The sequence below is a fragment of the Mesorhizobium sp. WSM4816 genome (assembly GCF_055811535.1).
The window spans coordinates 65,761-84,282 of record NZ_JBVVQR010000020.1; the positions used below are offsets into that span (position 1 = coordinate 65,761).

General features: G+C 61.1%; 21 protein-coding genes and 1 tRNA gene. 11 read left to right on the forward strand and 11 right to left on the reverse strand.

Annotation, left to right across the window (positions count from 1 at the left end):
• Positions 1 to 45: 45 nt before the first annotated feature.
• Entirely contained in the window at positions 46 to 921 is an 876-nt protein-coding gene (locus tag AC0L3H_RS20685; RefSeq protein WP_473586730.1) for an ATP-binding protein, read from the reverse strand.
• Between the two features lie 277 nt (positions 922 to 1,198).
• Between AC0L3H_RS20685 and yajC the strand changes: the two genes are divergently transcribed.
• The 4 genes from yajC to AC0L3H_RS20705 all read left to right on the forward strand — a co-directional run bounded on the left by yajC (position 1,199) and on the right by AC0L3H_RS20705 (position 5,681).
• A complete protein-coding gene (gene yajC, locus AC0L3H_RS20690; protein WP_023802565.1) occupies positions 1,199 to 1,537 on the forward strand; it encodes a preprotein translocase subunit YajC in 339 nt (112 codons plus the stop codon).
• A 324-nt stretch (positions 1,538 to 1,861) separates the two neighbouring features.
• The gene (gene secDF / locus AC0L3H_RS20695; RefSeq protein ID WP_473586731.1) at positions 1,862 to 4,414 is read left to right on the forward strand and encodes a protein translocase subunit SecDF; all 2,553 of its coding nucleotides are present in this window, start codon (positions 1,862 to 1,864) and stop codon (positions 4,412 to 4,414) included.
• Between the two features lie 15 nt (positions 4,415 to 4,429).
• On the forward strand, positions 4,430 to 4,819 hold the full coding sequence (locus AC0L3H_RS20700; protein ID WP_023802563.1) for an Mth938-like domain-containing protein: 390 nt from the start codon (positions 4,430 to 4,432) through the stop codon (positions 4,817 to 4,819).
• 1 nt (position 4,820) lies between these two features.
• Positions 4,821 to 5,681 (forward strand): phytoene/squalene synthase family protein, encoded by an 861-nt coding sequence (locus tag AC0L3H_RS20705; RefSeq protein ID WP_473586732.1) that lies wholly within the window; start codon positions 4,821 to 4,823, stop codon positions 5,679 to 5,681.
• 101 nt (positions 5,682 to 5,782) lie between these two features.
• Here AC0L3H_RS20705 and AC0L3H_RS20710 read toward each other — a convergent pair whose 3' ends face one another.
• The 3 genes from AC0L3H_RS20710 to trmFO all read right to left on the reverse strand — a co-directional run bounded on the left by AC0L3H_RS20710 (position 5,783) and on the right by trmFO (position 7,667).
• Positions 5,783 to 5,911 (reverse strand): hypothetical protein, encoded by a 129-nt coding sequence (locus AC0L3H_RS20710; protein WP_473586733.1) that lies wholly within the window; start codon positions 5,909 to 5,911, stop codon positions 5,783 to 5,785.
• Complete coding sequence (locus AC0L3H_RS20715; RefSeq protein WP_091596942.1) at positions 5,883 to 6,185, reverse strand: type II toxin-antitoxin system ParD family antitoxin; 303 nt, start codon at positions 6,183 to 6,185, stop codon at positions 5,883 to 5,885. Before AC0L3H_RS20715 ends, AC0L3H_RS20710 begins: the two co-directional genes overlap by 29 nt.
• A 72-nt stretch (positions 6,186 to 6,257) precedes the next feature.
• A complete protein-coding gene (trmFO, locus tag AC0L3H_RS20720) occupies positions 6,258 to 7,667 on the reverse strand; it encodes a methylenetetrahydrofolate--tRNA-(uracil(54)-C(5))-methyltransferase (FADH(2)-oxidizing) TrmFO (RefSeq protein WP_473586734.1) in 1,410 nt (469 codons plus the stop codon).
• Between the two features lie 102 nt (positions 7,668 to 7,769).
• On the opposite strand from trmFO, the gene AC0L3H_RS20725 reads away from it, so the two are divergent.
• Positions 7,770 to 8,369, forward strand: coding sequence for a hypothetical protein (locus AC0L3H_RS20725; RefSeq protein WP_473586735.1), 600 nt, complete (start codon positions 7,770 to 7,772; stop codon positions 8,367 to 8,369).
• 348 nt (positions 8,370 to 8,717) lie between these two features.
• Here AC0L3H_RS20725 and AC0L3H_RS20730 read toward each other — a convergent pair whose 3' ends face one another.
• Both AC0L3H_RS20730 and AC0L3H_RS20735 read right to left on the reverse strand, forming a co-directional pair.
• The gene (locus tag AC0L3H_RS20730) at positions 8,718 to 8,858 is read right to left on the reverse strand and encodes a DUF1127 domain-containing protein (protein ID WP_023802557.1); all 141 of its coding nucleotides are present in this window, start codon (positions 8,856 to 8,858) and stop codon (positions 8,718 to 8,720) included.
• A gap of 54 nt (positions 8,859 to 8,912) precedes the next feature.
• Complete coding sequence (locus tag AC0L3H_RS20735) at positions 8,913 to 9,053, reverse strand: DUF1127 domain-containing protein (protein WP_006335194.1); 141 nt, start codon at positions 9,051 to 9,053, stop codon at positions 8,913 to 8,915.
• Positions 9,054 to 9,289: 236 nt separating this feature from the next.
• On the opposite strand from AC0L3H_RS20735, the gene AC0L3H_RS20740 reads away from it, so the two are divergent.
• Positions 9,290 to 10,405 carry a DUF2157 domain-containing protein gene (locus tag AC0L3H_RS20740; protein ID WP_473586736.1) on the forward strand — a complete coding sequence of 372 codons (1,116 nt, stop codon included), beginning with the start codon at positions 9,290 to 9,292 and terminating at the stop codon, positions 10,403 to 10,405.
• Entirely contained in the window at positions 10,402 to 10,983 is a 582-nt protein-coding gene (locus AC0L3H_RS20745) for a GDYXXLXY domain-containing protein (protein WP_473490357.1), read from the forward strand. Before AC0L3H_RS20740 ends, AC0L3H_RS20745 begins: the two co-directional genes overlap by 4 nt.
• Before the next feature lie 89 nt (positions 10,984 to 11,072).
• On the opposite strand, the gene AC0L3H_RS20750 is transcribed toward AC0L3H_RS20745, so the two are convergent.
• A tRNA-Leu gene (locus AC0L3H_RS20750) sits at positions 11,073 to 11,155 on the reverse strand.
• Between the two features lie 913 nt (positions 11,156 to 12,068).
• On the opposite strand from AC0L3H_RS20750, the gene tig reads away from it, so the two are divergent.
• A complete protein-coding gene (gene tig, locus AC0L3H_RS20755) occupies positions 12,069 to 13,541 on the forward strand; it encodes a trigger factor (protein WP_091597207.1) in 1,473 nt (490 codons plus the stop codon).
• A 61-nt stretch (positions 13,542 to 13,602) separates the two neighbouring features.
• On the opposite strand, the gene AC0L3H_RS20760 is transcribed toward tig, so the two are convergent.
• From AC0L3H_RS20760 to AC0L3H_RS20770, 3 genes are all read right to left on the reverse strand, one after another.
• On the reverse strand, positions 13,603 to 13,764 hold the full coding sequence (locus AC0L3H_RS20760) for a hypothetical protein (RefSeq protein ID WP_473586737.1): 162 nt from the start codon (positions 13,762 to 13,764) through the stop codon (positions 13,603 to 13,605).
• A gap of 36 nt (positions 13,765 to 13,800) precedes the next feature.
• Entirely contained in the window at positions 13,801 to 13,929 is a 129-nt protein-coding gene (locus AC0L3H_RS20765; RefSeq protein ID WP_473586738.1) for a hypothetical protein, read from the reverse strand.
• Between the two features lie 64 nt (positions 13,930 to 13,993).
• The gene (locus AC0L3H_RS20770; RefSeq protein WP_473586739.1) at positions 13,994 to 14,875 is read right to left on the reverse strand and encodes an alpha/beta fold hydrolase; all 882 of its coding nucleotides are present in this window, start codon (positions 14,873 to 14,875) and stop codon (positions 13,994 to 13,996) included.
• Between the two features lie 295 nt (positions 14,876 to 15,170).
• On the opposite strand from AC0L3H_RS20770, the gene AC0L3H_RS20775 reads away from it, so the two are divergent.
• The 3 genes from AC0L3H_RS20775 (at position 15,171) to AC0L3H_RS20785 (ending at position 17,812) form a co-directional block, all read left to right on the forward strand.
• A complete protein-coding gene (locus tag AC0L3H_RS20775) occupies positions 15,171 to 15,551 on the forward strand; it encodes a c-type cytochrome (protein ID WP_419693537.1) in 381 nt (126 codons plus the stop codon).
• Between the two features lie 87 nt (positions 15,552 to 15,638).
• Complete coding sequence (locus AC0L3H_RS20780) at positions 15,639 to 16,586, forward strand: heme o synthase (protein ID WP_473586740.1); 948 nt, start codon at positions 15,639 to 15,641, stop codon at positions 16,584 to 16,586.
• A gap of 407 nt (positions 16,587 to 16,993) precedes the next feature.
• Positions 16,994 to 17,812, forward strand: coding sequence for a DUF2189 domain-containing protein (locus AC0L3H_RS20785; RefSeq protein WP_473586741.1), 819 nt, complete (start codon positions 16,994 to 16,996; stop codon positions 17,810 to 17,812).
• Positions 17,813 to 17,870: 58 nt separating this feature from the next.
• Here the strand turns inward: AC0L3H_RS20785 and AC0L3H_RS20790 are convergent, their stop codons facing one another.
• On the reverse strand, positions 17,871 to 18,344 hold the full coding sequence (locus tag AC0L3H_RS20790) for an aminoacyl-tRNA deacylase (protein ID WP_023802548.1): 474 nt from the start codon (positions 18,342 to 18,344) through the stop codon (positions 17,871 to 17,873).
• Positions 18,345 to 18,522 lie beyond the last annotated feature (178 nt).

Below are 18,522 nucleotides of genomic sequence, written 5' to 3' on the forward strand. Positions count from 1 at the left end.
GGGCTCCACTTTTTGCTACGCTGACCTTCGGTTCGGGATCATGGGCTAATCCTGGAGCGACTTGCCGAGCCGGCCTGCCAGATCCTGGGTGTACTGCCAGGCGACACGGCCCGAACGGCTGCCGCGCGTCGTCGCCCATTCCAGCGCCTCGGCGCGCAGCGTCTCGGGATCGATGGCAAGTCCATGATGGCGGACATATCCGTCGATCATGTCGAGATACTCGTCCTGCGAGCATTTGTGGAAGCCGAGCCAGAGGCCGAAACGGTCGGAGAGCGAGACTTTTTCCTCGACCGCTTCCGACGGGTTGATGGCGGTCGAGCGCTCATTGTCGATCATGTCGCGCGGCAAAAGGTGGCGCCGGTTCGACGTGGCGTAGAAGATCACATTGGCCGGGCGGCCCTCGACTCCGCCTTCGAGCGCCGCCTTCAGCGACTTGTAGGACGTGTCGTCGTGGTCGAATGAGAGGTCGTCGCAAAACAGGATAAAACGGTAAGGCGCTGCCTTCAGCAGCGCCATCAGCTTCGGCAGCGTGTCGATGTCCTCGCGGTGGATCTCGATGAGCTTGAGTGGCAGGTCCAGCTTTGCCGATGCGTTGACCGCCGCATGCACGGCCTTGACCAGCGAGGATTTTCCCATGCCGCGTGCGCCCCACAACAGCACGTTGTTGGCTGCGTAACCGGAGGCGAAACGCTCGGTGTTGTCGACCAGTATGTCGCGGACGCGGTCGACGCCGCGGATCAAACCGATGTCGACGCGGTTGACCTTGCGCACCGGCTCCAGATAGCCGGGATCAGCCTGCCAGACAAAGCAGTCGGCCCCGCCGAGATCGGTTTCCGGCACCGGAGGCGGGGCGAGGCCGGCGACCGCCTCGATCAGGCGGTCGAGCTTCCTGTTCAGGGCTTCGATGGTGCTGTCGGTCATTCTTGTCTTTTGTCTTTGCATTCACGAAGCAACGGAACCTATTGATTCCGGCGGTTTCGGAACCGGCTCCAACCTTTTGTTAGGGCACGATCTTTTTCGAGAACCGCGCTCCATCTTTCGGGACCATGCTCTAACACGGCTCAACCAGCCGGAAAAGCAGCTGAAATGCTCGGCCGCAGTTGCATTGGCAACTTTACCGACTATATTCCGGCCAAATTTCACGGGGCCGCCAAATTACCCGTTTGGCGGCTGTTTTTCAAAATTCAGGAGTACTTCGATGTTCGTGACACCGGCATATGCCCAAGGCGTCGGCACCTCCCCGGATATGTTCATCAGCATTTTGCCGTTTGTCCTGATTTTCGTGATCATGTATTTTCTGATCATCCGGCCGCAGCGCACGCAGTTGAAGAAGCGCGGCGAGATGCTGGCGGCGGTGCGCCGCGGCGATACGGTCGTCACTGGCGGCGGTTTCGTCGGCAAGGTGACCAAGGTCATCGATGACAACGAGCTCGAGATCGATCTCGGCGGTGGCACCAAGGTAACGGCGCTGCGCTCGACGATCGCCGATGTGCGCGTCAAAGGCGAGCCAGTGGCGAACCAGAACGCCAAGAAATAACCGATTGTCGGCGAACGATCTGCGGATACGCCCAGACCGACAAACGCCATTTGCTGTATTTTGCGCTTCAGGACGAACCTGATCTGGCTGGCCGCCGGTATCACGGGGCGCCAACGATCTCGTGATGCCATTGCGCGCTGGTCCCATGCCGGCAAGATTGACAATAGTTGAAGAAAGCCCGATGGCAGCATCAAAGTGAACTGCCTTTAGCTCGACATCAACCTTTGTGCGGACCACGGCGAGCCAGTGGCGAACCAGAGCGCCTAGAAATAACCCAATTCCAGGCGGAACGATCCGCCCGAATGCCGTGACGGACGACGCCATATGCTCTATTTCTCGCGCTTCAAGATGATCCTGATCTGGCTGGCCGTGGCCGCCACAGTGATCCTGGCTGCGCCCAATCTTTTTTCGGCAAGCACGCTCGCCAGGCTTCCCGACTGGGTTCCGAAGCGCCAGATGACGCTCGGCCTCGATCTGCAGGGCGGCTCGCATATCCTGCTCAGGATGGATCCGAACGATCTGATCAAGGATCGGCTGGAGACGACGCGCGACGAAATCAGGACGCGGCTGCGCGATGCCAAGATCGGTTATACCGGCCTTGCCGGATCAGGCCGGGCCGTGCAGGTCCGCATCACAGATCCCGGTCAGGTCGAAGCCGCCAAGACGGCGCTGAAGACATTGACCGACCCGGTGGCCGCCGGCCTGTTCAGCGGCGGCTCCGTCCAGGAAATGTCGCTGGATGATACCGAGCCCGGCCTGCTCAAATTCGCCTTCACCGATGCCGGCATCAAGTATCGCACGTCGACGGCGCTGGCGCAGTCGCTCGAAGTCGTCGAGCGCCGCGTCAACGAACTCGGCACCACCGAGCCGATCGTGCAACGCCAAGGCGACGACCGCATTCTGGTCCAGGTGCCGGGCCTGCAGGATCCGCAACGGCTGAAGGACATTCTAGGCCAGACCGCCAAGCTGACCTTCCAGATGGTCGACCAGTCGATGCCGGTGCAGGACGCGCTCAACGGTCGTCCGCCGGCCGGATCCTCGGTGTTGTATTCGCAGGATGATCCGCCAGTTCCCTATCTGATCGAGAACCGCGTCATCGTTTCTGGCGAAAATCTCGTCGATGCGCAGGCGACGTACAATTCCCAGACCAATGAGCCGGTGGTTTCGTTCACCTTCGATTCCAAGGGGGCGGCGCGTTTCGGCCAGGCCACCTCGCAGAATGTCGGCAAGCTGTTTGCCATCATCCTCGACAATCAGGTGATTTCGGCGCCGCAGATCCGCGAACCGATCCTTGGCGGCAGCGGCCAGATCTCAGGCAATTTCACCGCCGAGAGCGCCAACGATCTCGCCGTGCTGTTGCGTGCCGGCGCGCTGCCGGCGACGCTGACGGTGATCGAAGAGCGCACGGTAGGCCCTGGGCTCGGCGAGGATTCCATTCACGCCGGCAAGGTTGCCGGCGTGATCGGCTCCATCCTCGTCGTCGTGTTCATGTTCGTGGCCTATGGCTTTCTCGGCTTCATTGCCAACATCGCGCTGGCGGTGCATGTCGCGATGATCATCGGGTTGTTGTCGTTGCTTGGCGCGACACTGACATTGCCCGGCATCGCCGGCATCGTGCTGACCATCGGCATGGCGGTCGATTCAAACGTCCTCATCTACGAGCGCATCCGCGAGGAGCGACGAAACGGTCGCTCGGTAATCCAGGCGATCGACACGGGTTTTTCCAAAGCGCTGGCGACCATCGTCGATTCGAACGTCACCTCGCTGATCGCGACCGTGGTGCTGTTCTGGCTCGGGACCGGGCCGGTGAAGGGCTTTGCCGTAACCTTCGCCATCGGCATTCTGACCACCGTCTTCACCGCCTTCACCTTCACCCGCCTGCTGGTGTCGATCTGGCTTCGCCGCGCCCGCCCGAAGGAATTGCCGCGCGCGCCGGTGACCTTCGTCCCGCCGGGCACGCGAATTCCGTTCATGGGCATCCGCCGCTGGACATTCGCGCTGTCCAGCGTGCTGTCGATCCTGGCGGTCGTGCTGTTCATGACCGTCGACATCAATTACGGCATCGACTTCAAGGGCGGTTCGCTGATCGAGGTCCAGGCCAAGGATGGCACCGCCGATATTGCCGACATCCGCGGCAGGCTTTCGGAACTCAATATCGGCGAAGTGCAGGTGCAGCAGTTCGGCGACCCGAACGACGTCTTGATCCGCGTCGGCACGCAGGAGGGCGGCGAGAACGCCGAACAGACCGTCATCGACAAGGTGCGTGGCGAGTTGCAGGACCATTACGATTTCCGCCGCGTCGAAGTGGTGGGACCGACGGTTTCCGGCGAGCTTGCCAAGCAAGGCACCATCGCCATGCTGATCGCGCTGCTCGGAATCCTGGTCTATGTCTGGTTCCGCTTCGAATGGCAGTTCGCGGTCGGCGCCATCATCGCCACGGTCCACGATGTGGTCATGACCATCGGCTTCTTTGTCATCACCGGTCTCGAATTCAACCAATCGTCGCTTGCAGCGATACTCACCATCATCGGCTATTCGCTCAATGACACGATCGTCGTCTATGACCGTGTTCGCGAAGACTTGCGAAAATACAAGAGGATGCCGCTGCCGCAATTGTTGAACAACGCCATCAATGAGACGCTGTCGCGAACGACGCTGACCTCGGTGACAACGATGCTCGCGCTGCTGGCGCTGGTGCTGTTCGGCGGCGAGGTGATCCGCTCGTTCACGCTGGCGATGCTGTTCGGCGTCGTCTTCGGAACCTATTCGTCGATTTTCATCGCTGCGCCATTGCTCATCCTGTTCAAGCTGCGGCCGGAAACCGCGACGGCCGATGTGGAGAAGCCGGTGAGCGGCGGCAAAGCCATAGCAACCTGACGGGCGGCCAACGGGATGACCAAAGGCATTGTCATCCGTGAGGCGCATTTCCCCGGCCGTGCGCCGATCGAGGCCTATGGCAATGGCGGGTTTCGTTTCGCCGACATGTCGCATCGCGGCTCGCTCCTGTGCCTGCCGTCGGGCATCTATGGCTGGGAGCCGGCTGATCCCCTGGCGCTGACGGCGGCGGATTTCGCCAAGCTGCTCAACGAGGCTGACCAGGTCGAGATCCTGCTGGTCGGCGCCGGCAAGGATCTCAGGCCGTTGCCGGCAGCGCTGCGTGCTGTGTTGAAGGCGGCGGGCATTGCGGCCGATCCGATGTCGACTGGTGCTGCCGTGCGGACCTACAATGTTCTCCTGGCGGAAAACCGTGCGGTGGCCGCCGCGCTGATTGCCGTCGAGTGACGTGAGCGAAAACGCCAAAATCGTCATGGAAACGGTGCGCGCCGCCGACCATGATCGCTATGTTTGCGCGCTCTATGCGCCCGAAGACAAGCGTGACGCGCTATTTTCGCTCTATGCCTTCAATGCCGAGATATCAGGCATTCGCGACCGTATCCGCGAGGCACTGCCCGGCGAGGTGCGACTGCAATGGTGGCGCGATGTCATCGCCGCCGAGGACGCCGGGGTAGGCACAGGCCATCCCGTCGCCGACGCGTTGAAGGCGACGATTTCCGCCCATCACCTGCCGAAGCCCGCCTTCGAGAACATGCTCGAAGCCCGTATTTTCGATCTCTATGACGACCCCATGCCGTCGCGCACCGATCTTGAAGGCTATTGCGGCGAGACAGCAGCGGCGCTCATCCAGCTTGCAGCGATGGTGCTCGATCCCGTCGAAGCGCCCCGTTTCGCAGAACTTGCGGGCAGGGCAGGTTGCGCACAAGCGATGACCGGCCTTTTGCTGCTGCTGCCATTGCATCGCAAGCGTGGGCAATGCTTTGTCCCGGCCGACATTCTGGCCGCGGCAGGATCGTCTTCCGAGGAGTTCGTTGCAGGCGATGACGGGCCTGGAGCACAACGCGCCGTCGCCGCAATGATCGCGCTGGCGCAAGAACATCTTGCAGCTTTCGAAAGCGGTGCATCGTCGTTGCCGGATTCGCTCAGACCAGCATTTTTGCCGCTGGCCTTGTCGCGCTCCTATCTCGGCAAGATGGAAAGCTCTCGTCAGTCACCTCTGAACGAGGTGGCGCGGCTCTCGGCCTGGCGCCGGCATTTTCAGTTGTTGCGCCGCGCGACGCGAGGCTGGCCGGACGAATCGACAACGTAAGCGATGATGGCAGAGTGCTCGAACGGCACTGTCCGCAATCCCGGCGCAATGTCATCGCGCGACCGGCCACCACGAGGCGCATTGCCGATGCTCTGGCAGCGTTATTTAATCCGATCGACAAAACCATTTGCGATGCTTTCGCTGCCGCTGCTCTCAAGGATGTAGGCAGCCATCGCTTCGAGATCGGCAATAGCTTCTTCGCTAAGAGCGACGGCGAGACGCTGTATCATCATTGTCTCGCTCGCGTTGTGAAATCCGGCTCTTTACCCTGTCGATTGCTTCTTCGAGCGAAACAGCGGGCCTTGTATCCTCGATCGATGCCTTCACGCGCGCCCTGATCGACGCCATGCGCTCGGCATGCTCTTCCTCCTCGCGCTGGAAGGCACGAAGTGCTGCGCGGATGACCTCGCTCGCCGAACCAAAGGTACCATCCTCGACTTTTTCGCGGATCATGCGCGCCATGGCGGGCGTGACGGTGACGGACAGTTTCTCGGCGGGCTCCATGGAATTGCTCCCTGTGGCGAGGTAGGATAATATCCTACTCTCCGATCAACTGATCGACAAGACCGGAAAAGGCTACTCCGCTGCTTCCGCCCGCGAAGGCAGCCCTAGCCATTGCCGGCAATCATCCAACGCACGCGATGTAACAGCACGCCGCTTGGCGACGGTCTTGTCCTTGCCGCGCAGGCGTTTTCCCTCGGCTTTCGGCGCTTCCACCGGAGGGAACAAGCCGAAATTGATGTTCATCGGCTGGAATGAGCGCTTTCCCGGCTCGTCGTCGGAAACGATGTGGCCACCGGTAATATGGTTGAGCAGCGCGCCAAAGGCTGTGGTTATCGGCGGCAGCGCCGGCGCGTGGCCCAACCGCTCGGCGGCGGCAAAGCGCCCGGCAAGCAGGCCGATGGCGGCACTTTCGACATAGCCCTCGCAGCCGGTGATCTGGCCGGCGAAGCGCAGGCCGGGCCGTGATTTCAACTGCAGCGATTGGTCAAGCAACGTCGGCGAATTGATATAGGTGTTGCGGTGCAGGCCGCCGAGGCGGGCAAACTCGGCGTTTTCGAGGCCCGGGATGGTGCGGATCACGCGCACCTGCTCGGCGTGCTTCAGCTTGGTCTGGAAACCGACCATGTTGTAGAGCGTGCCCAGCGCATTGTCCTGGCGAAGCTGCACGACGGAATAGGCCTTTACCGACGGATTGTGCGCATTGGTCAGCCCCATCGGCTTCATCGGCCCATGGCGCAGCGTCTCGACGCCGCGCTCGGCCATGATCTCGATCGGCAGGCAGCCGTCGAAATACGGCGTGCCTTCCCATTGCTTGAATTCGGTCTTTTGGCCGTCGACAAGCGCCTGCACGAAGGCAAGATATTGCTCCTTGTCCATCGGACAGTTGATGTAATCCTTGCCGGTGCCGCCAGGTCCGACCTTGTCGTAGCGCGACTGGAACCAGCAGATGTCCATGTCGATCGTGTCGAAATGGACGATCGGCGCGATGGCGTCGAAGAAGGCGAGCGCATCGGCCCCGGTCACTTCCGCGATCGATTGGGCGAGCCCAGGTGCGGTCAGCGGGCCGGTGGCGATGATCGCCTGGTCCCAATCCGCCGGCGGCAGGCCTGGCACTTCCTCGCGCTGGATGGTGATGAGCGGGTGCGCTTCGAGCTTTTTTGTCACCGCTCCGGAAAACCCGTCGCGGTCGACAGCCAGCGCACCGCCGGCCGGCACCTGGTGCGCGTCGCCGGCGCTCATGATCAGCGAACCGGCCAGCCGCATTTCGGCGTGCAGCAGGCCGACGGCGTTGGTCTGCGCATCGTCGGAGCGGAAGGAATTGGAACAGACGAGTTCGGCCAATCCATCCGTCTTGTGCGCATCGGTGCCGCGGATGGGACGCATTTCATGCAGCACGACGGGAACGCCGGCTTCGGCCGCCTGCCAAGCGGCTTCAGAACCGGCCAGGCCACCGCCGACGACGTGAATGGGTTTCTTGTTCATGAGCGCCGAAATAATCCTTTGTAGCTGCGATTGCAATTACGCGAGCCGGCGGCGTTGTTGCCGCCAAGCGCGGCAATCGTCTACTGTCGGAGAATGGACGGGATGCTTGGGATCTTTGCCAGAGCGACATTTCTGACAGTCGTGATCGGCGTGGGCGGAGCAGCGGCCGCCGGCGAACTGGCTGCGACGGCTTCCAAGCGGATCCCCATCTGCCACGGCTACAGTTGCAACTATCGCACGATGCTGGCGCTTGGCTCCGGTGACGGCGCGCGTTTCCGCTCTATTCTGCGTGCCGGCGCCGGTTCGCCCCAAGCCGAGCGAGCCGCCATTTCGAAGGCTGTTCGCTATTTCGAGCAGCGCATTTTCCGGGCCACCGGCATTCGCGATCTGCCGCAGTCGGAATTCGGCGCATCGCGCATCAGGGGCCAGATGGATTGTGTCGACGAATCGACCAATACACATGCGCTGCTGGTCTATCTTGCCGCGCGAAAATTGCTCAGGTTCCACAAGGTCGAGGACAAGGCCTCGCGAGGCTTGTTTGTCGACGGGCGCTATCCCCATTGGACGGCGGTGATCAGCGACCGCAGGGGCACCGAGTGGGTGGTGGATTCCTGGTATGCGCCGATGGGCGGCGCACCGGACATTTTTCCGCTCAGCCAGTGGAAGAAGCGGGGCGTGCTGGAAAGCGGTGCGCTCGACTGACGACAGGGACTTCCTCGCCAGAACGAATTCCCAGAACGATTCTCAGAGTGTGCGTCGAGCCTGAAAAACAACAACACCCGCCGGGGGAGGATCCGGCGGGTGTCGTTTTGCTGGTCGATCCTCGGGAGGAGGTGAAGATCGACCGTATTCGCCATCGCCGGGGAGGAGGTCGGCTTTGACGAAATTCCTTTCGCCTGATGGACGAAATTGCTTCGCCCTGGGGGAAACAGCGCCCGCCGCGGGAGGAGGTGCGGCGGGCGCCGTTTTTGTGGTCAACCCTCGGGAGGAGGTGAAGGCTGACCGTATCCGTCAGGGTCGGGGAGGAGGTCGACCCTGGCGAAATTCTGACTAGATCGCCTTGCGGGCGATGCTCTTGATCTCTTCGCGGACAATGCCGAGATCATGCAGCTGGCGGTTCGAAAGGCGACCCAGCTCGGTAACGGTCGAGCGATAAACGCGCCAGTTACGATAGTTGCGGATCAGGTTCATTGTCGTTCTCTTTTCAAGTCAAACTGGTTCGGACCATTTGCGGTCCGAAGAGGATTAGACCGCCTTGCGGGCGACGTAGTGGATGTCGCTGCGGCTGATGCCGAGGTCGGTCAGTTCGCGGTTGCTCAGGCGGCTCAGCTCGGAAACGGTGTCCCGGTAGCGGCGCCAGTTGCGGTAGTTGCGGATCAGGTTCATGGTATTCTCGTTTCGTCTTTCTTCCGGATCATTCCGTCTTTGTGTACGCCCTGAAGATAGGTCGGGTCATATCGATTTAAAAGCGCTATTGGTGCATGGCAGCAATGCAAATTGTGCAATGCACAATCGCCGGCAGTTCCCGTCTTCGATATAGATAGGCCCGAATCGGAAAATGCCGTAGCGTCAACGGTTTGTCCGGGTCGGTTGAAGAGACGACCAAGCTGGAGGAGAAAGGCATGGCGAGCTATTCGTCGCGGGTCAGGGCCGATATCGCACGATGGCTGCAGGCTGGCCTGATCGACGCCTCGACGGCCGACGCGCTGACGCGCGACGTCGAGGCCAATGAGCGCAAATCGCTGAGCTTCGGCTCGATCCTGGCGATGATGGCGGCGTTGCTTTTTGGTGCGGCCGTCCTGATCTTCGTCGCCGCCAACTGGGAAGCCATCCCGCGGCTGGCGCGGGTGGCAGCCCTCTTCGCCATCATCTTCGCCGGCTATGTCGGCGGCGCCGTTCTGAAGACACGCGACCATGCTGCAATCGGCGAGGCACTCTGGATCGTCGCCGTGGCGGCATTTGGCGGATCGATCGCGCTGATCGGCCAGATGTATCATTTGTCAGGCGACGAAGCGTCGGCCTTGATCACCTGGGGCGCGGGCACCGCCCTGGCGGCAGTTGCGCTGCGCTCGAACCCGCTGACCGTCGCTTCTGTCGGCATTGCCGACGCGTGGCTGTTCCTGAGAGGGTTCGATTATTTCAGGCGCACGGAATTTCCGCACCTCTTCGTCGCCATGGCGATCGTGTTGTTCGCCATTTCGTTCTGGACCCGCAGCCAGGCGGCGCGGCATCTGATCGTCCTGTCGGTCATCTTCTATCTCGTGCTGTTGTTTACGGAATACGAAACGCTGCAGGTCGCCGTCCCGCTCATTGTCGTGTCGGCGCTGCTTTTCGCGGCTGCGATCCTCGCTGCCGAGCCCGTCGACCGGATATTGCAGCTTGGCGGCCGTCTGCCCTTGCACGCGCTGATCGGGTTTCTCACCGGCCTGGCGATGATCCAGTTCGAACTGGCCAGTGAAAGCAATAACAGCGGCTTTGGCATTGCCTCGGCCATTGCGCTTGCCGGCATTGTCGCGGCAATCGTGCTGGGCGGCCGCGAGAGCAGGGGCTTGCGCTGGGTTGCCTATGCCGGCTTCGCCTTCGAACTCGCCATCATCTATGTGGTGATGCTGCAGTCGATGCTCGACACGGCAGGCTTCTTCCTTGCAGCCGCTGTGCTTCTTGGCCTGCTTGCCCTTGTCATCCTCCGCGTGGAGAAGCGCATGAGGCTCCCGAGCGTAGAAGGAGCAGCGGCATGATGACCGGCAAAAAACTGATCATTTCAGCGCTGGTGCTGACACTCGTCCAGATCGGCTTCCTGAGCTGGATCATCGCCGGCCGGGCGGCGATCCTGCGCGACGGCAAGCAGGTGCTGCTGAGGGTGGAACCGATCGACCCGCGCGATCTGCTGCGCGGCGACTACATTATACTCAGCTATGATATTTCGCGCCTGCCGGTGAAGCTGATCGCCAACATTCCGACCGGCAAGCTGACGAGCGACGATACGCCGATCGTGGTCAGGCTGAGACGGGGCTCCGACGGCTATTGGGGCGCGACCACGGCCTGGTTCGGGCAAGCGCCGGCACCGGCAGCATCCGATGAAGTCGATATCGTCGGGCATGTGTCAGAAGGGTGGGATCTCAGCGCAGCCACGACGATCGCGCCGAATTACGGCATCGAGCGCTTCTATCTGCCGGAAGGCGAGGGGATGGCGATCCAGAACGATATGCGGGTGCGGCCGTTCGGCGTCCGCGTCGCAATCGCAACCGATGGCGCCGCGCAGATCAAGGCGCTGATGGACGGCGACAAGACGCTGTTCGAGGAAGCGCTCTATTAGAATTGGCCCGGATTAGAATTGGGAAAGCGCGACCGCGGCCCCCAACGCCTTCCGGTACTGGAACCTTAGTCCACTGCTCGAGGGAGCAGTGGTGCGGGTAGAGGGACTCGAACCCCCACGTTCTCACGCCAGAACCTAAATCTGGTGCGTCTACCAATTCCGCCATACCCGCTGGCTTCGTTCACCGTGACATGTCTATGTCACAACCCATGTCACAAGTTCAACACTTAGATTTTCGAGGTTTTTGGGCCTCGCGTTGGCGTTCGGGGCCACGGCGCGGACTTTCTGTCCACAGTAGGCGACGGCGGCGCAAACGAACTCGTCGGCGGCCGGGACGCGACTCCTGGAACACCCGGGACTCCTGGCGTGAGCGTGGTCGCGCAGATGTCCAGCAGCCAGTTGATACGGATGAAGAAGCGCTGCGTGGATGTGCTCGGGAGCGGCGGCACATACGATCGCGACCTGCTGAGCTTTGCTTGCTGATCGCACGCCGCTGAGAAGACTGTTGCGCAAACGGGAGTGTCGCATCGGCCGTACAGGCTTGACAACACTCTCCCGGCCTCGCGGCCGGCCCGCCACTCGGAAGGTGGCGGGCTTCTCTGCGTCAGGACCGCTGTGCTGAGCGGATGACGACTTCGGGGTAGCTACACCAGCGGGAGCCAAGTCGGAGTGGTGCCTAAGATCCAGTCGCGGTCAAAATAGCGGCCGTTCGCCGGCGCATGATCCCGAAAAACGAAAAATCGTATTTTTGGGGATCATGCGCCAAAATCAAGGTGCTCCAGCTTCCTGTGCGCCTCCAAGATGACGCGCGGCGCTGTAGACGCGAAGATGGTTGAAAATCGGCCGCGCCTGTGACAAAAGGCGTGTCGAATGTGACGGGATGCGACGATCCACTTCTGCAGAATGTGATAAGAAGTCGGAAAAACAAAGACTTATTCACATTTTGGAGCGTGTTTCTGGACGATTTTGAGCCGCGTTGAGTGGACAGATCGCCAAGTCCCGCACCAAACGCCATTCCCGGCAAGATCATACCGGCAGGCTGTAAACGGCAAGAGCCGTTTGGCTGCGGAAACGAAGGTTCTATGATGCAGGTTACCGAAACGCTCAACTCCGGTCTCAAGCGCGAGATCAAGATCACCGTGCCGGCCGGTGACATGGAAGCCAAGCTGATGGCGCGGCTTTCAGATGCCAGGAGCAAGGTCCGCATCAACGGCTTTCGCCCCGGCAAGGTGCCGGTGCAGCACCTGCGCAAGGTCTATGGCAAGTCGTTCATGGCCGAAGTGGTCAACGAGATCCTCAACGATTCGACCCGTTCGATCATTACCGGCCGTGGCGAAAAGGCTGCCATGCAGCCCGAAGTGATCATGACCGAGGACGAGAAGGAGGCCGAGAAGATCCTGGCCGGCGGCGCCGACTTCGAGTTCCGCCTGAACTACGAGATCATTCCGCCGATCGAGATCAAGGATTTCTCCGACATCAAGGTGACGCGTCAGGTGTTCGACGTGCCGGATTCGGAAATCGACGAGCAGGTCAAGCGTGTCGCCGAATCGGCGCGCACCTACGAACCGAAGACCGGCAAGGCCGCCGAGGGCGACCGCGTGACGATCGACTATGTCGGCAAGATCGATGGCGAAGCCTTCAGCGGCGGCGCCGGCACCGACCAGCCGCTGGTGCTCGGCTCCAAGGAATTCATTCCCGGCTTTGAGGATCAGCTCATCGGCAGCAAGGCCGGCGACGAGAGGCAGGTCACGGTCACGTTCCCGGAGAACTACCAGGCGGCGCATCTTGCCGGCAAGGAAGCCACCTTCGACGTCACCGTCAAGGAAGTGTCCCAGCCCGGTGCGTTGGAGATCAACGACGAAATGGCCAAGAATCTCGGCCTGGAGTCGCTGGAGCGCCTGCGTGAGGTGGTGCGCGGCCAGATCGAGAACCAGTTCGGCTCGATGACGCGCCAGAAGATCAAGCGCCAGCTGCTCGACCAGCTCGATGCCGCCTACTCGTTCGAGGCGCCGTCGAAGCTTGTCGAGGCCGAGTTCAACAACATCTGGAACCAGGTCAACCGCGATTTGGAAGCCGCCGGCCGCACCTTCGCTGACGAGGAGACGACGGAAGAAGAGGCGCGCGCCGAATATATGCGGCTTGCCGAGCGCCGTGTGCGTCTCGGCCTGGTTCTCGCCGAAATCGGCGAGAAGGCCGGCGTCACCGTGTCGGACGAGGAATTGCAGCGCGGCCTGCTCGAGCAGGTGCGCCGCTATCCGGCCAACCAGCAGCAGGAAGCCTTCGAATTCTACCGCAGCAATCCCGAAGCGCTGAACACGTTGCGCGCGCCGCTGTTCGAGGAGAAGGTGGTCGACCATCTGCTCAGCCAGATTTCGGTCACCGACGTCAAGGTCAGCAAGGAAGAGCTGATGGCCGACGACGAGGACAGCGAGACGGCCAAGGCGAAGCCGGCCAAGAAAGCCGCAGCGAAGAAGGCCGACGCCAACAAGGCCGACGATGCGGAAGAGCCCAAGAAGAAGGCCGCGCCGAAGAAGAAAGCTGCCAAGGACGCCGAATAGCACAACATCTGCTGGATTTGAAAGGCCGCCCTCGAGGCGGCCTTTTTTTCGCCGCGCCGCATTACTCGTGAGGCAATTGGCTGACGAGGATACGCATCACCGTTACTCGCTTGGGCAGCTCAACGAGAAACTCTTGGTCGCGGGGCAGGTGGTGGATCTTGTGCGGGTCGCCGCCGGTGAAGCTCGCCATGGCATCGACGTCAGGCCAGTACGAGATCGTCACGAACTCCGTCTCTTCTTCGCGATCTTCGCGAAATAACTATACGCCGAGTGCCTTCTCCTGAAGCGGCGGAATGCCTTCGCGGCGTAGGTATGGCTCGTAGGCGTCCGCCAGATCACGGCGTGTCGTTCCCCGCCAGATCCGGGCGATTGTGGCGTTGTCGATCATGGAGTGCGCTCCTCTCGATGGGTGGTCAGCAATGGCGGAATCCGCTGCGGTGTTGTGCGGGCGATTAATGCAGGACCTTGCCCAGAAACCGTCGCACCAGTGGCAGGGCGACCTCGAAATGGGTCTCCAGCAGCCAGTGCCCTGCTTCGTTCAGCAAATGCAGCTCGGCCTCAGGGAGATCGCGCAGATAGGCGCGCGCTGCCGGCTCGGGCATGTATTCGTCCTTCGGTCCCCAGAGGATCATTGCCGGTGGCCGCCGCTCGCGCAGGTATACCTGGTAACGAGGGAACCAGTCGAGATTAGCCTTGAGCTTCTCCATCAGTCCGACTGAAAGCGCACGGCGCACAGGCGTATCCATCAGCGGCCAATGCAACTTCCACAGATCGGGCGGGACACGTCGAGCGACGTCGTCATCGACTTCGCCTACGAACTCGGCGCGAAAGCCGTCTTCGCTCACCGCCTGTTCGAGCGGTGCACGGTTGGCTGGCGAAGGATCACGCCAGAAGCGCCGGATCGTTTCGTATTTCGGGCCAAGAGCATCGGCGTAGATGTCGCCATTCTGGATGATCAGGGCCCTGATCCGCGATGGGTGCGCTATGGCGTGGCGCAGGCCGATCTGCGAGCCGTAGTCGTGCAGCCATAACGCGTAGCTGTCGAGCTCCAGCGCGTCGGTGAACCGCTCCAGGAACGTTGCATAGGCATCAAAATCATAACCGAACCGTGCCGGATCGCCACTGTAGCCAAAGCCGGGGAAATCCGGCGCGACCGTCCGCCACCGATCGGCGAGCGCCGGCATCAGCCGGCGATATTGGAAGGATGAGCAGGGATAGCCATGCGGAAGCAGCAACACCGGCGCGGTTTCAGGACCTGCTTGTCTGTAAAAGACGGTGTCGCCGTCGATCGTGCGGGTGCCGTGGCGCACCTCCAGGTCGCTCCTGTCGTTCATACACTTCTCTGATCTTTTGATATTCCAGATGTTTAACCGTAGCTGGTCTAACGCCATTACCCGGTATGCGTTCCGATTGCGCTCGACGCCGATCTGCCTGCCTCGTCGCCTCTGCCGCGATCCCGCGGGTCGACTTCTTCTATCTGCCGGCCGGATTCTGTGGTATGTAGATGCCGCAATTCCATGCGGGAGACGCGGATATTCCGCTCTGTCGTGCAAGGGGCGCATGACGGCGAAAGTGGTCGGCAGGCGCAGATCGTCCAAGGCAGATTTGGCGATCGGGGAGGAAAATGCCATGCGTGCAATCGCGTTTTTCGCCGCCATCTCCGTTGCGACGTTTATTACAAACCAATCGCAGGCACAGGATGCCGCCGCGGGTGAGAAGGTCTTCGCCAAATGCAAGGTTTGTCACGTCGTTGACAAGGACCAGAACAAGGTCGGTCCGTCGCTGAGCGGCGTCATCGGCCGGACCGCCGGCACGCATCCGGGCTTCAAGTATTCCAAAGCCATGACCGAGGCGGGTAAATCCGGCGTCAAATGGGACGACGCTACGCTGACGAATTATCTTCGCGATCCCAAGGCCATGATCAAAGGTGGGAAAATGGCGTTTCCCGGCCTCAAGAAGGACGAGGATCTCGCCAACGTCATCGCCTATCTGAAGCAATTCTCCAAATGACCCGGTTCTTCCACCAGGAAGTAACCCGGTTCTTCCGTCGGCCGATGGGCGGGCCAAATTGCCTGCCCCCATCGGTGGTCGCCTGAAATGTCGGCTCGGGAAAGCGGCCTCAAGGATACCGGTATCCAGATCTCTGAAGCGACGGTCAGTGATTTCTTCGCGCTTCTGAAACCACGCGTCATGGCGCTTGCTGTCTTTACCGCTTTCGTCGGCCTGATGGTGGCGCCCGGGGCGATGAACCCGGTCATCGCCGTGATTGCAATCGGTGCAATTGCGGTTGGAGCGGGAGCGGCCGGGGCACTCAACATGTGGTACGATGCCGATATTGACGCGTTGATGTCGCGCACCTCAAAGCGGCCGGTCCCGTCAGGCCGGGTCACGCCAGGCGAAGCGCTCGGCTTCGGCATGGTGCTTTCCGTACTTTCGATCATGACGCTCGGCGTGCTGGTGGGGTGGCTCGCCGCATCGCTGCTGGCCTTCACCATCTTCTTCTACGTCGTCATCTACACGATGTGGCTGAAACGCTCGACGCCGCAGAACATCGTCATAGGTGGCGCCGCGGGCGCGCTTCCTCCGGTCATCGGGTGGGCGGCCGCCACCGGCGCCGTCGGGGTTGAAAGTCTCGTCCTGTTTCTGATCATTTTCCTCTGGACGCCGCCGCATTTCTGGGCGCTCGCGCTGTTCAAGATCGGCGACTATGCTGCGGCCGGCATTCCGATGATGCCGAACGTGGCCGGCCAGGCTTCGACCAGAAAGCAAATCTTCGTCTATTCGCTGATCCTGGCACCAATCGGCGTGCTGCCTTGGGCTGTCGGATTCGCGAGCGGATTGTACGGGATTGTTTCGGCCGCATTGGGCGCGGGTTTCATCTGGCATGCCTGGAAGCTTCTGGTCGACAAAAGGTGGGCTGAAGGACGGGAGATGAAACGCGCAAAGGCGCTGTTTGCCTATTCGATTCTCTATCTTTTCGCGATCTTTGCCGTGCTGCTTGCCGATACCGTTGCAATGCGTGTCGTCATGTCAGCTGGAAATTGACGGCATGACCTGCGTCATGGCTGCATTGAATCCCGATGTTCTCGGATTGTTTGCCGGGTTGAGAATCGGCGATTGCTGAACGAGGTGCGCCCGAACCTGCTCAAACCTCACGTTGGCACTGCGCAGAATCCCAGCACCAGCAGAATAACTATGCCAAGGCCGAGTATAAGAACGGTCTTTCCATCCATGACCTTCACCCCTTCAACCCAGCTTTGAGACTAGCGAAGAAAGGCCGTTAGAGCTAGCGGGATCACCGGAGCCGTCCCCGCAGACAAAGGGCCGCGACAAATCCCACGCAAGAGCGTATGTTGATCATGGTGCAGGTCGCGGTTTTGCGTGGCCAGTCACGCTGAACGACAGCACCGTGAAATCGCGACCTTTACTGGACCTGGTCTGGAGGAATGGTCATGGCAAGTTTTCACGTGATTGCAGGCGCCAGCGAGACGCTGGAGCACACCAGAATTCGAAAGATAGGCGTTTCCGACCTTTTCGACGCGCTCAAGCGTGGCGTCGACGATTTCATGGTCAAACCGTCGCACATCGTTTTCCTCTGCCTGATTTATCCACTTGTCGGCGTCGTGCTCGCTGTCTGGACGTCGGGCAACAACACGTTGCCGCTGTTGTTTCCGCTGGTGTCTGGTTTTGCGCTGATCGGCCCGTTCGCGGCGCTCGGCCTGTATGAGATCAGCCGGAGGCGGGAGGCCGGGCTCGACGCCTCATGGAACCACGCTTTCGAGGTCAGGAATTCTCCAGCGCTGCCGGCCATCGCGGCGGTCGGGATCATGCTGCTTGCGATCTTCGTCGCCTGGCTGTTGACCGCGCAGATATTTTATCAGCAGGTGTTCGGTCCAGCCCCGCCGGAATCACTGTCCAGCTTCATCAGTGAAATATTCGCCACCGGGCGCGGCTGGACGCTGATTATCGTTGGCCACGCGATCGGCTTCGTCTTCGCCGCGGTCGTGTTGTGCACCACGGTCGTCGCGTTCCCGTTGTTGCTCGACCGCGACGTCGGCGCCTACGAAGCCATCCATACCTCGGTGCGGGTGGTCCTGGCGAACCCGATCGTGATGGCTGTCTGGGGCCTGATTGTCGCCGTCGCCCTGATCATAGGCTCGCTGCCGGTGTTCGCGGGGCTGGCGGTGGTGCTGCCGATCCTCGGTCACGCCACCTGGCACGTCTATCGGAAAGTCGTGGAATCGCCGGCCTCCACCAGACCGGCGGACTGAAAAAATCCTGCCCTGCCGCACCGGCGAGAGGCCGCTGCGGCAGGTTGGCAAGAGCGTTTTAGTAAGCCGGGTAGCTAAAGCGGGCTTGCTGTGCGTCGCTGGTCAGGTTGCGGAAATCCTTGCCGCTGACATGCACGAGCGTCCTGTGGTCGCCACCCTCGAAATAGATATCGCCGGCATTGCCGAGGCTTTCATCGACAATCACCGGCACATCGTAGGCCGCGCCGATCGGCGGGATGGCGCCGGTGTCGCAATCCTCGAAGAGCGAAACCACCTCGTCCTCGGAGGCGAGCCCAATGCGCTGGTGCATGACGTCCTGCAATGTGCCGAGCTCGATCCTGTGCGTGCTCGGGACCACGGCCAGCGCATAGCCACCGTCGTGGTGAACCACCACCGATTTGGCCATTATGCTGCCGGGCACATGTGCCGCTAAGGCGGACTGCCTGCTTGTCGACGTGCGGTGGTGCTCGACGGTATCGTAGGAAATTCCTTTCTCGTCGATAAAGTCCTTCAATCTGTTTGCGATCGTCATCTTGAGCCTCCCTTCCTGGAGTTCACGACGGAGAACCGACGAAAATCGTTCTCCTTCTGTCGTTTTCCGGTGGTGACAAAAATGGGCCAGCTGTCGACCGTTTCAAGGCAACGCAGAGCGGGCCGTGAACAGCCCCTCCGGCCCTCGACGGGAAATGCTGCCCGAACCCGGATTGCGC

Excerpts from the sequence above, each read along its gene's own strand:
- AC0L3H_RS20685 (WP_473586730.1), bottom strand. The coding sequence starts at position 921 with ATGACCGACAGCACCATCGAAGCCCTGAACAGGAAGCTCGACCGCCTG.
- yajC (WP_023802565.1), top strand. The coding sequence starts at position 1,199 with ATGTTCGTGACACCGGCATATGCCCAAGGCGTCGGCACCTCCCCGGAT.
- secDF (WP_473586731.1), top strand. The coding sequence starts at position 1,862 with ATGCTCTATTTCTCGCGCTTCAAGATGATCCTGATCTGGCTGGCCGTG.
- AC0L3H_RS20700 (WP_023802563.1), top strand. The coding sequence starts at position 4,430 with ATGACCAAAGGCATTGTCATCCGTGAGGCGCATTTCCCCGGCCGTGCG.
- AC0L3H_RS20710 (WP_473586733.1), bottom strand. The coding sequence starts at position 5,911 with ATGATACAGCGTCTCGCCGTCGCTCTTAGCGAAGAAGCTATTGCCGAT.
- AC0L3H_RS20715 (WP_091596942.1), bottom strand. The coding sequence starts at position 6,185 with ATGGAGCCCGCCGAGAAACTGTCCGTCACCGTCACGCCCGCCATGGCG.
- trmFO (WP_473586734.1), bottom strand. The coding sequence starts at position 7,667 with ATGAACAAGAAACCCATTCACGTCGTCGGCGGTGGCCTGGCCGGTTCT.
- AC0L3H_RS20725 (WP_473586735.1), top strand. The coding sequence starts at position 7,770 with ATGCTTGGGATCTTTGCCAGAGCGACATTTCTGACAGTCGTGATCGGC.
- AC0L3H_RS20730 (WP_023802557.1), bottom strand. The coding sequence starts at position 8,858 with ATGAACCTGATCCGCAACTATCGTAACTGGCGCGTTTATCGCTCGACC.
- AC0L3H_RS20735 (WP_006335194.1), bottom strand. The coding sequence starts at position 9,053 with ATGAACCTGATCCGCAACTACCGCAACTGGCGCCGCTACCGGGACACC.
- AC0L3H_RS20740 (WP_473586736.1), top strand. The coding sequence starts at position 9,290 with ATGGCGAGCTATTCGTCGCGGGTCAGGGCCGATATCGCACGATGGCTG.
- AC0L3H_RS20745 (WP_473490357.1), top strand. The coding sequence starts at position 10,402 with ATGATGACCGGCAAAAAACTGATCATTTCAGCGCTGGTGCTGACACTC.
- tig (WP_091597207.1), top strand. The coding sequence starts at position 12,069 with ATGCAGGTTACCGAAACGCTCAACTCCGGTCTCAAGCGCGAGATCAAG.
- AC0L3H_RS20765 (WP_473586738.1), bottom strand. The coding sequence starts at position 13,929 with ATGATCGACAACGCCACAATCGCCCGGATCTGGCGGGGAACGACACGC.
- AC0L3H_RS20770 (WP_473586739.1), bottom strand. The coding sequence starts at position 14,875 with ATGAACGACAGGAGCGACCTGGAGGTGCGCCACGGCACCCGCACGATC.
- AC0L3H_RS20775 (WP_419693537.1), top strand. The coding sequence starts at position 15,171 with ATGCGTGCAATCGCGTTTTTCGCCGCCATCTCCGTTGCGACGTTTATT.
- AC0L3H_RS20780 (WP_473586740.1), top strand. The coding sequence starts at position 15,639 with ATGTCGGCTCGGGAAAGCGGCCTCAAGGATACCGGTATCCAGATCTCT.
- AC0L3H_RS20785 (WP_473586741.1), top strand. The coding sequence starts at position 16,994 with ATGGCAAGTTTTCACGTGATTGCAGGCGCCAGCGAGACGCTGGAGCAC.
- AC0L3H_RS20790 (WP_023802548.1), bottom strand. The coding sequence starts at position 18,344 with ATGACGATCGCAAACAGATTGAAGGACTTTATCGACGAGAAAGGAATT.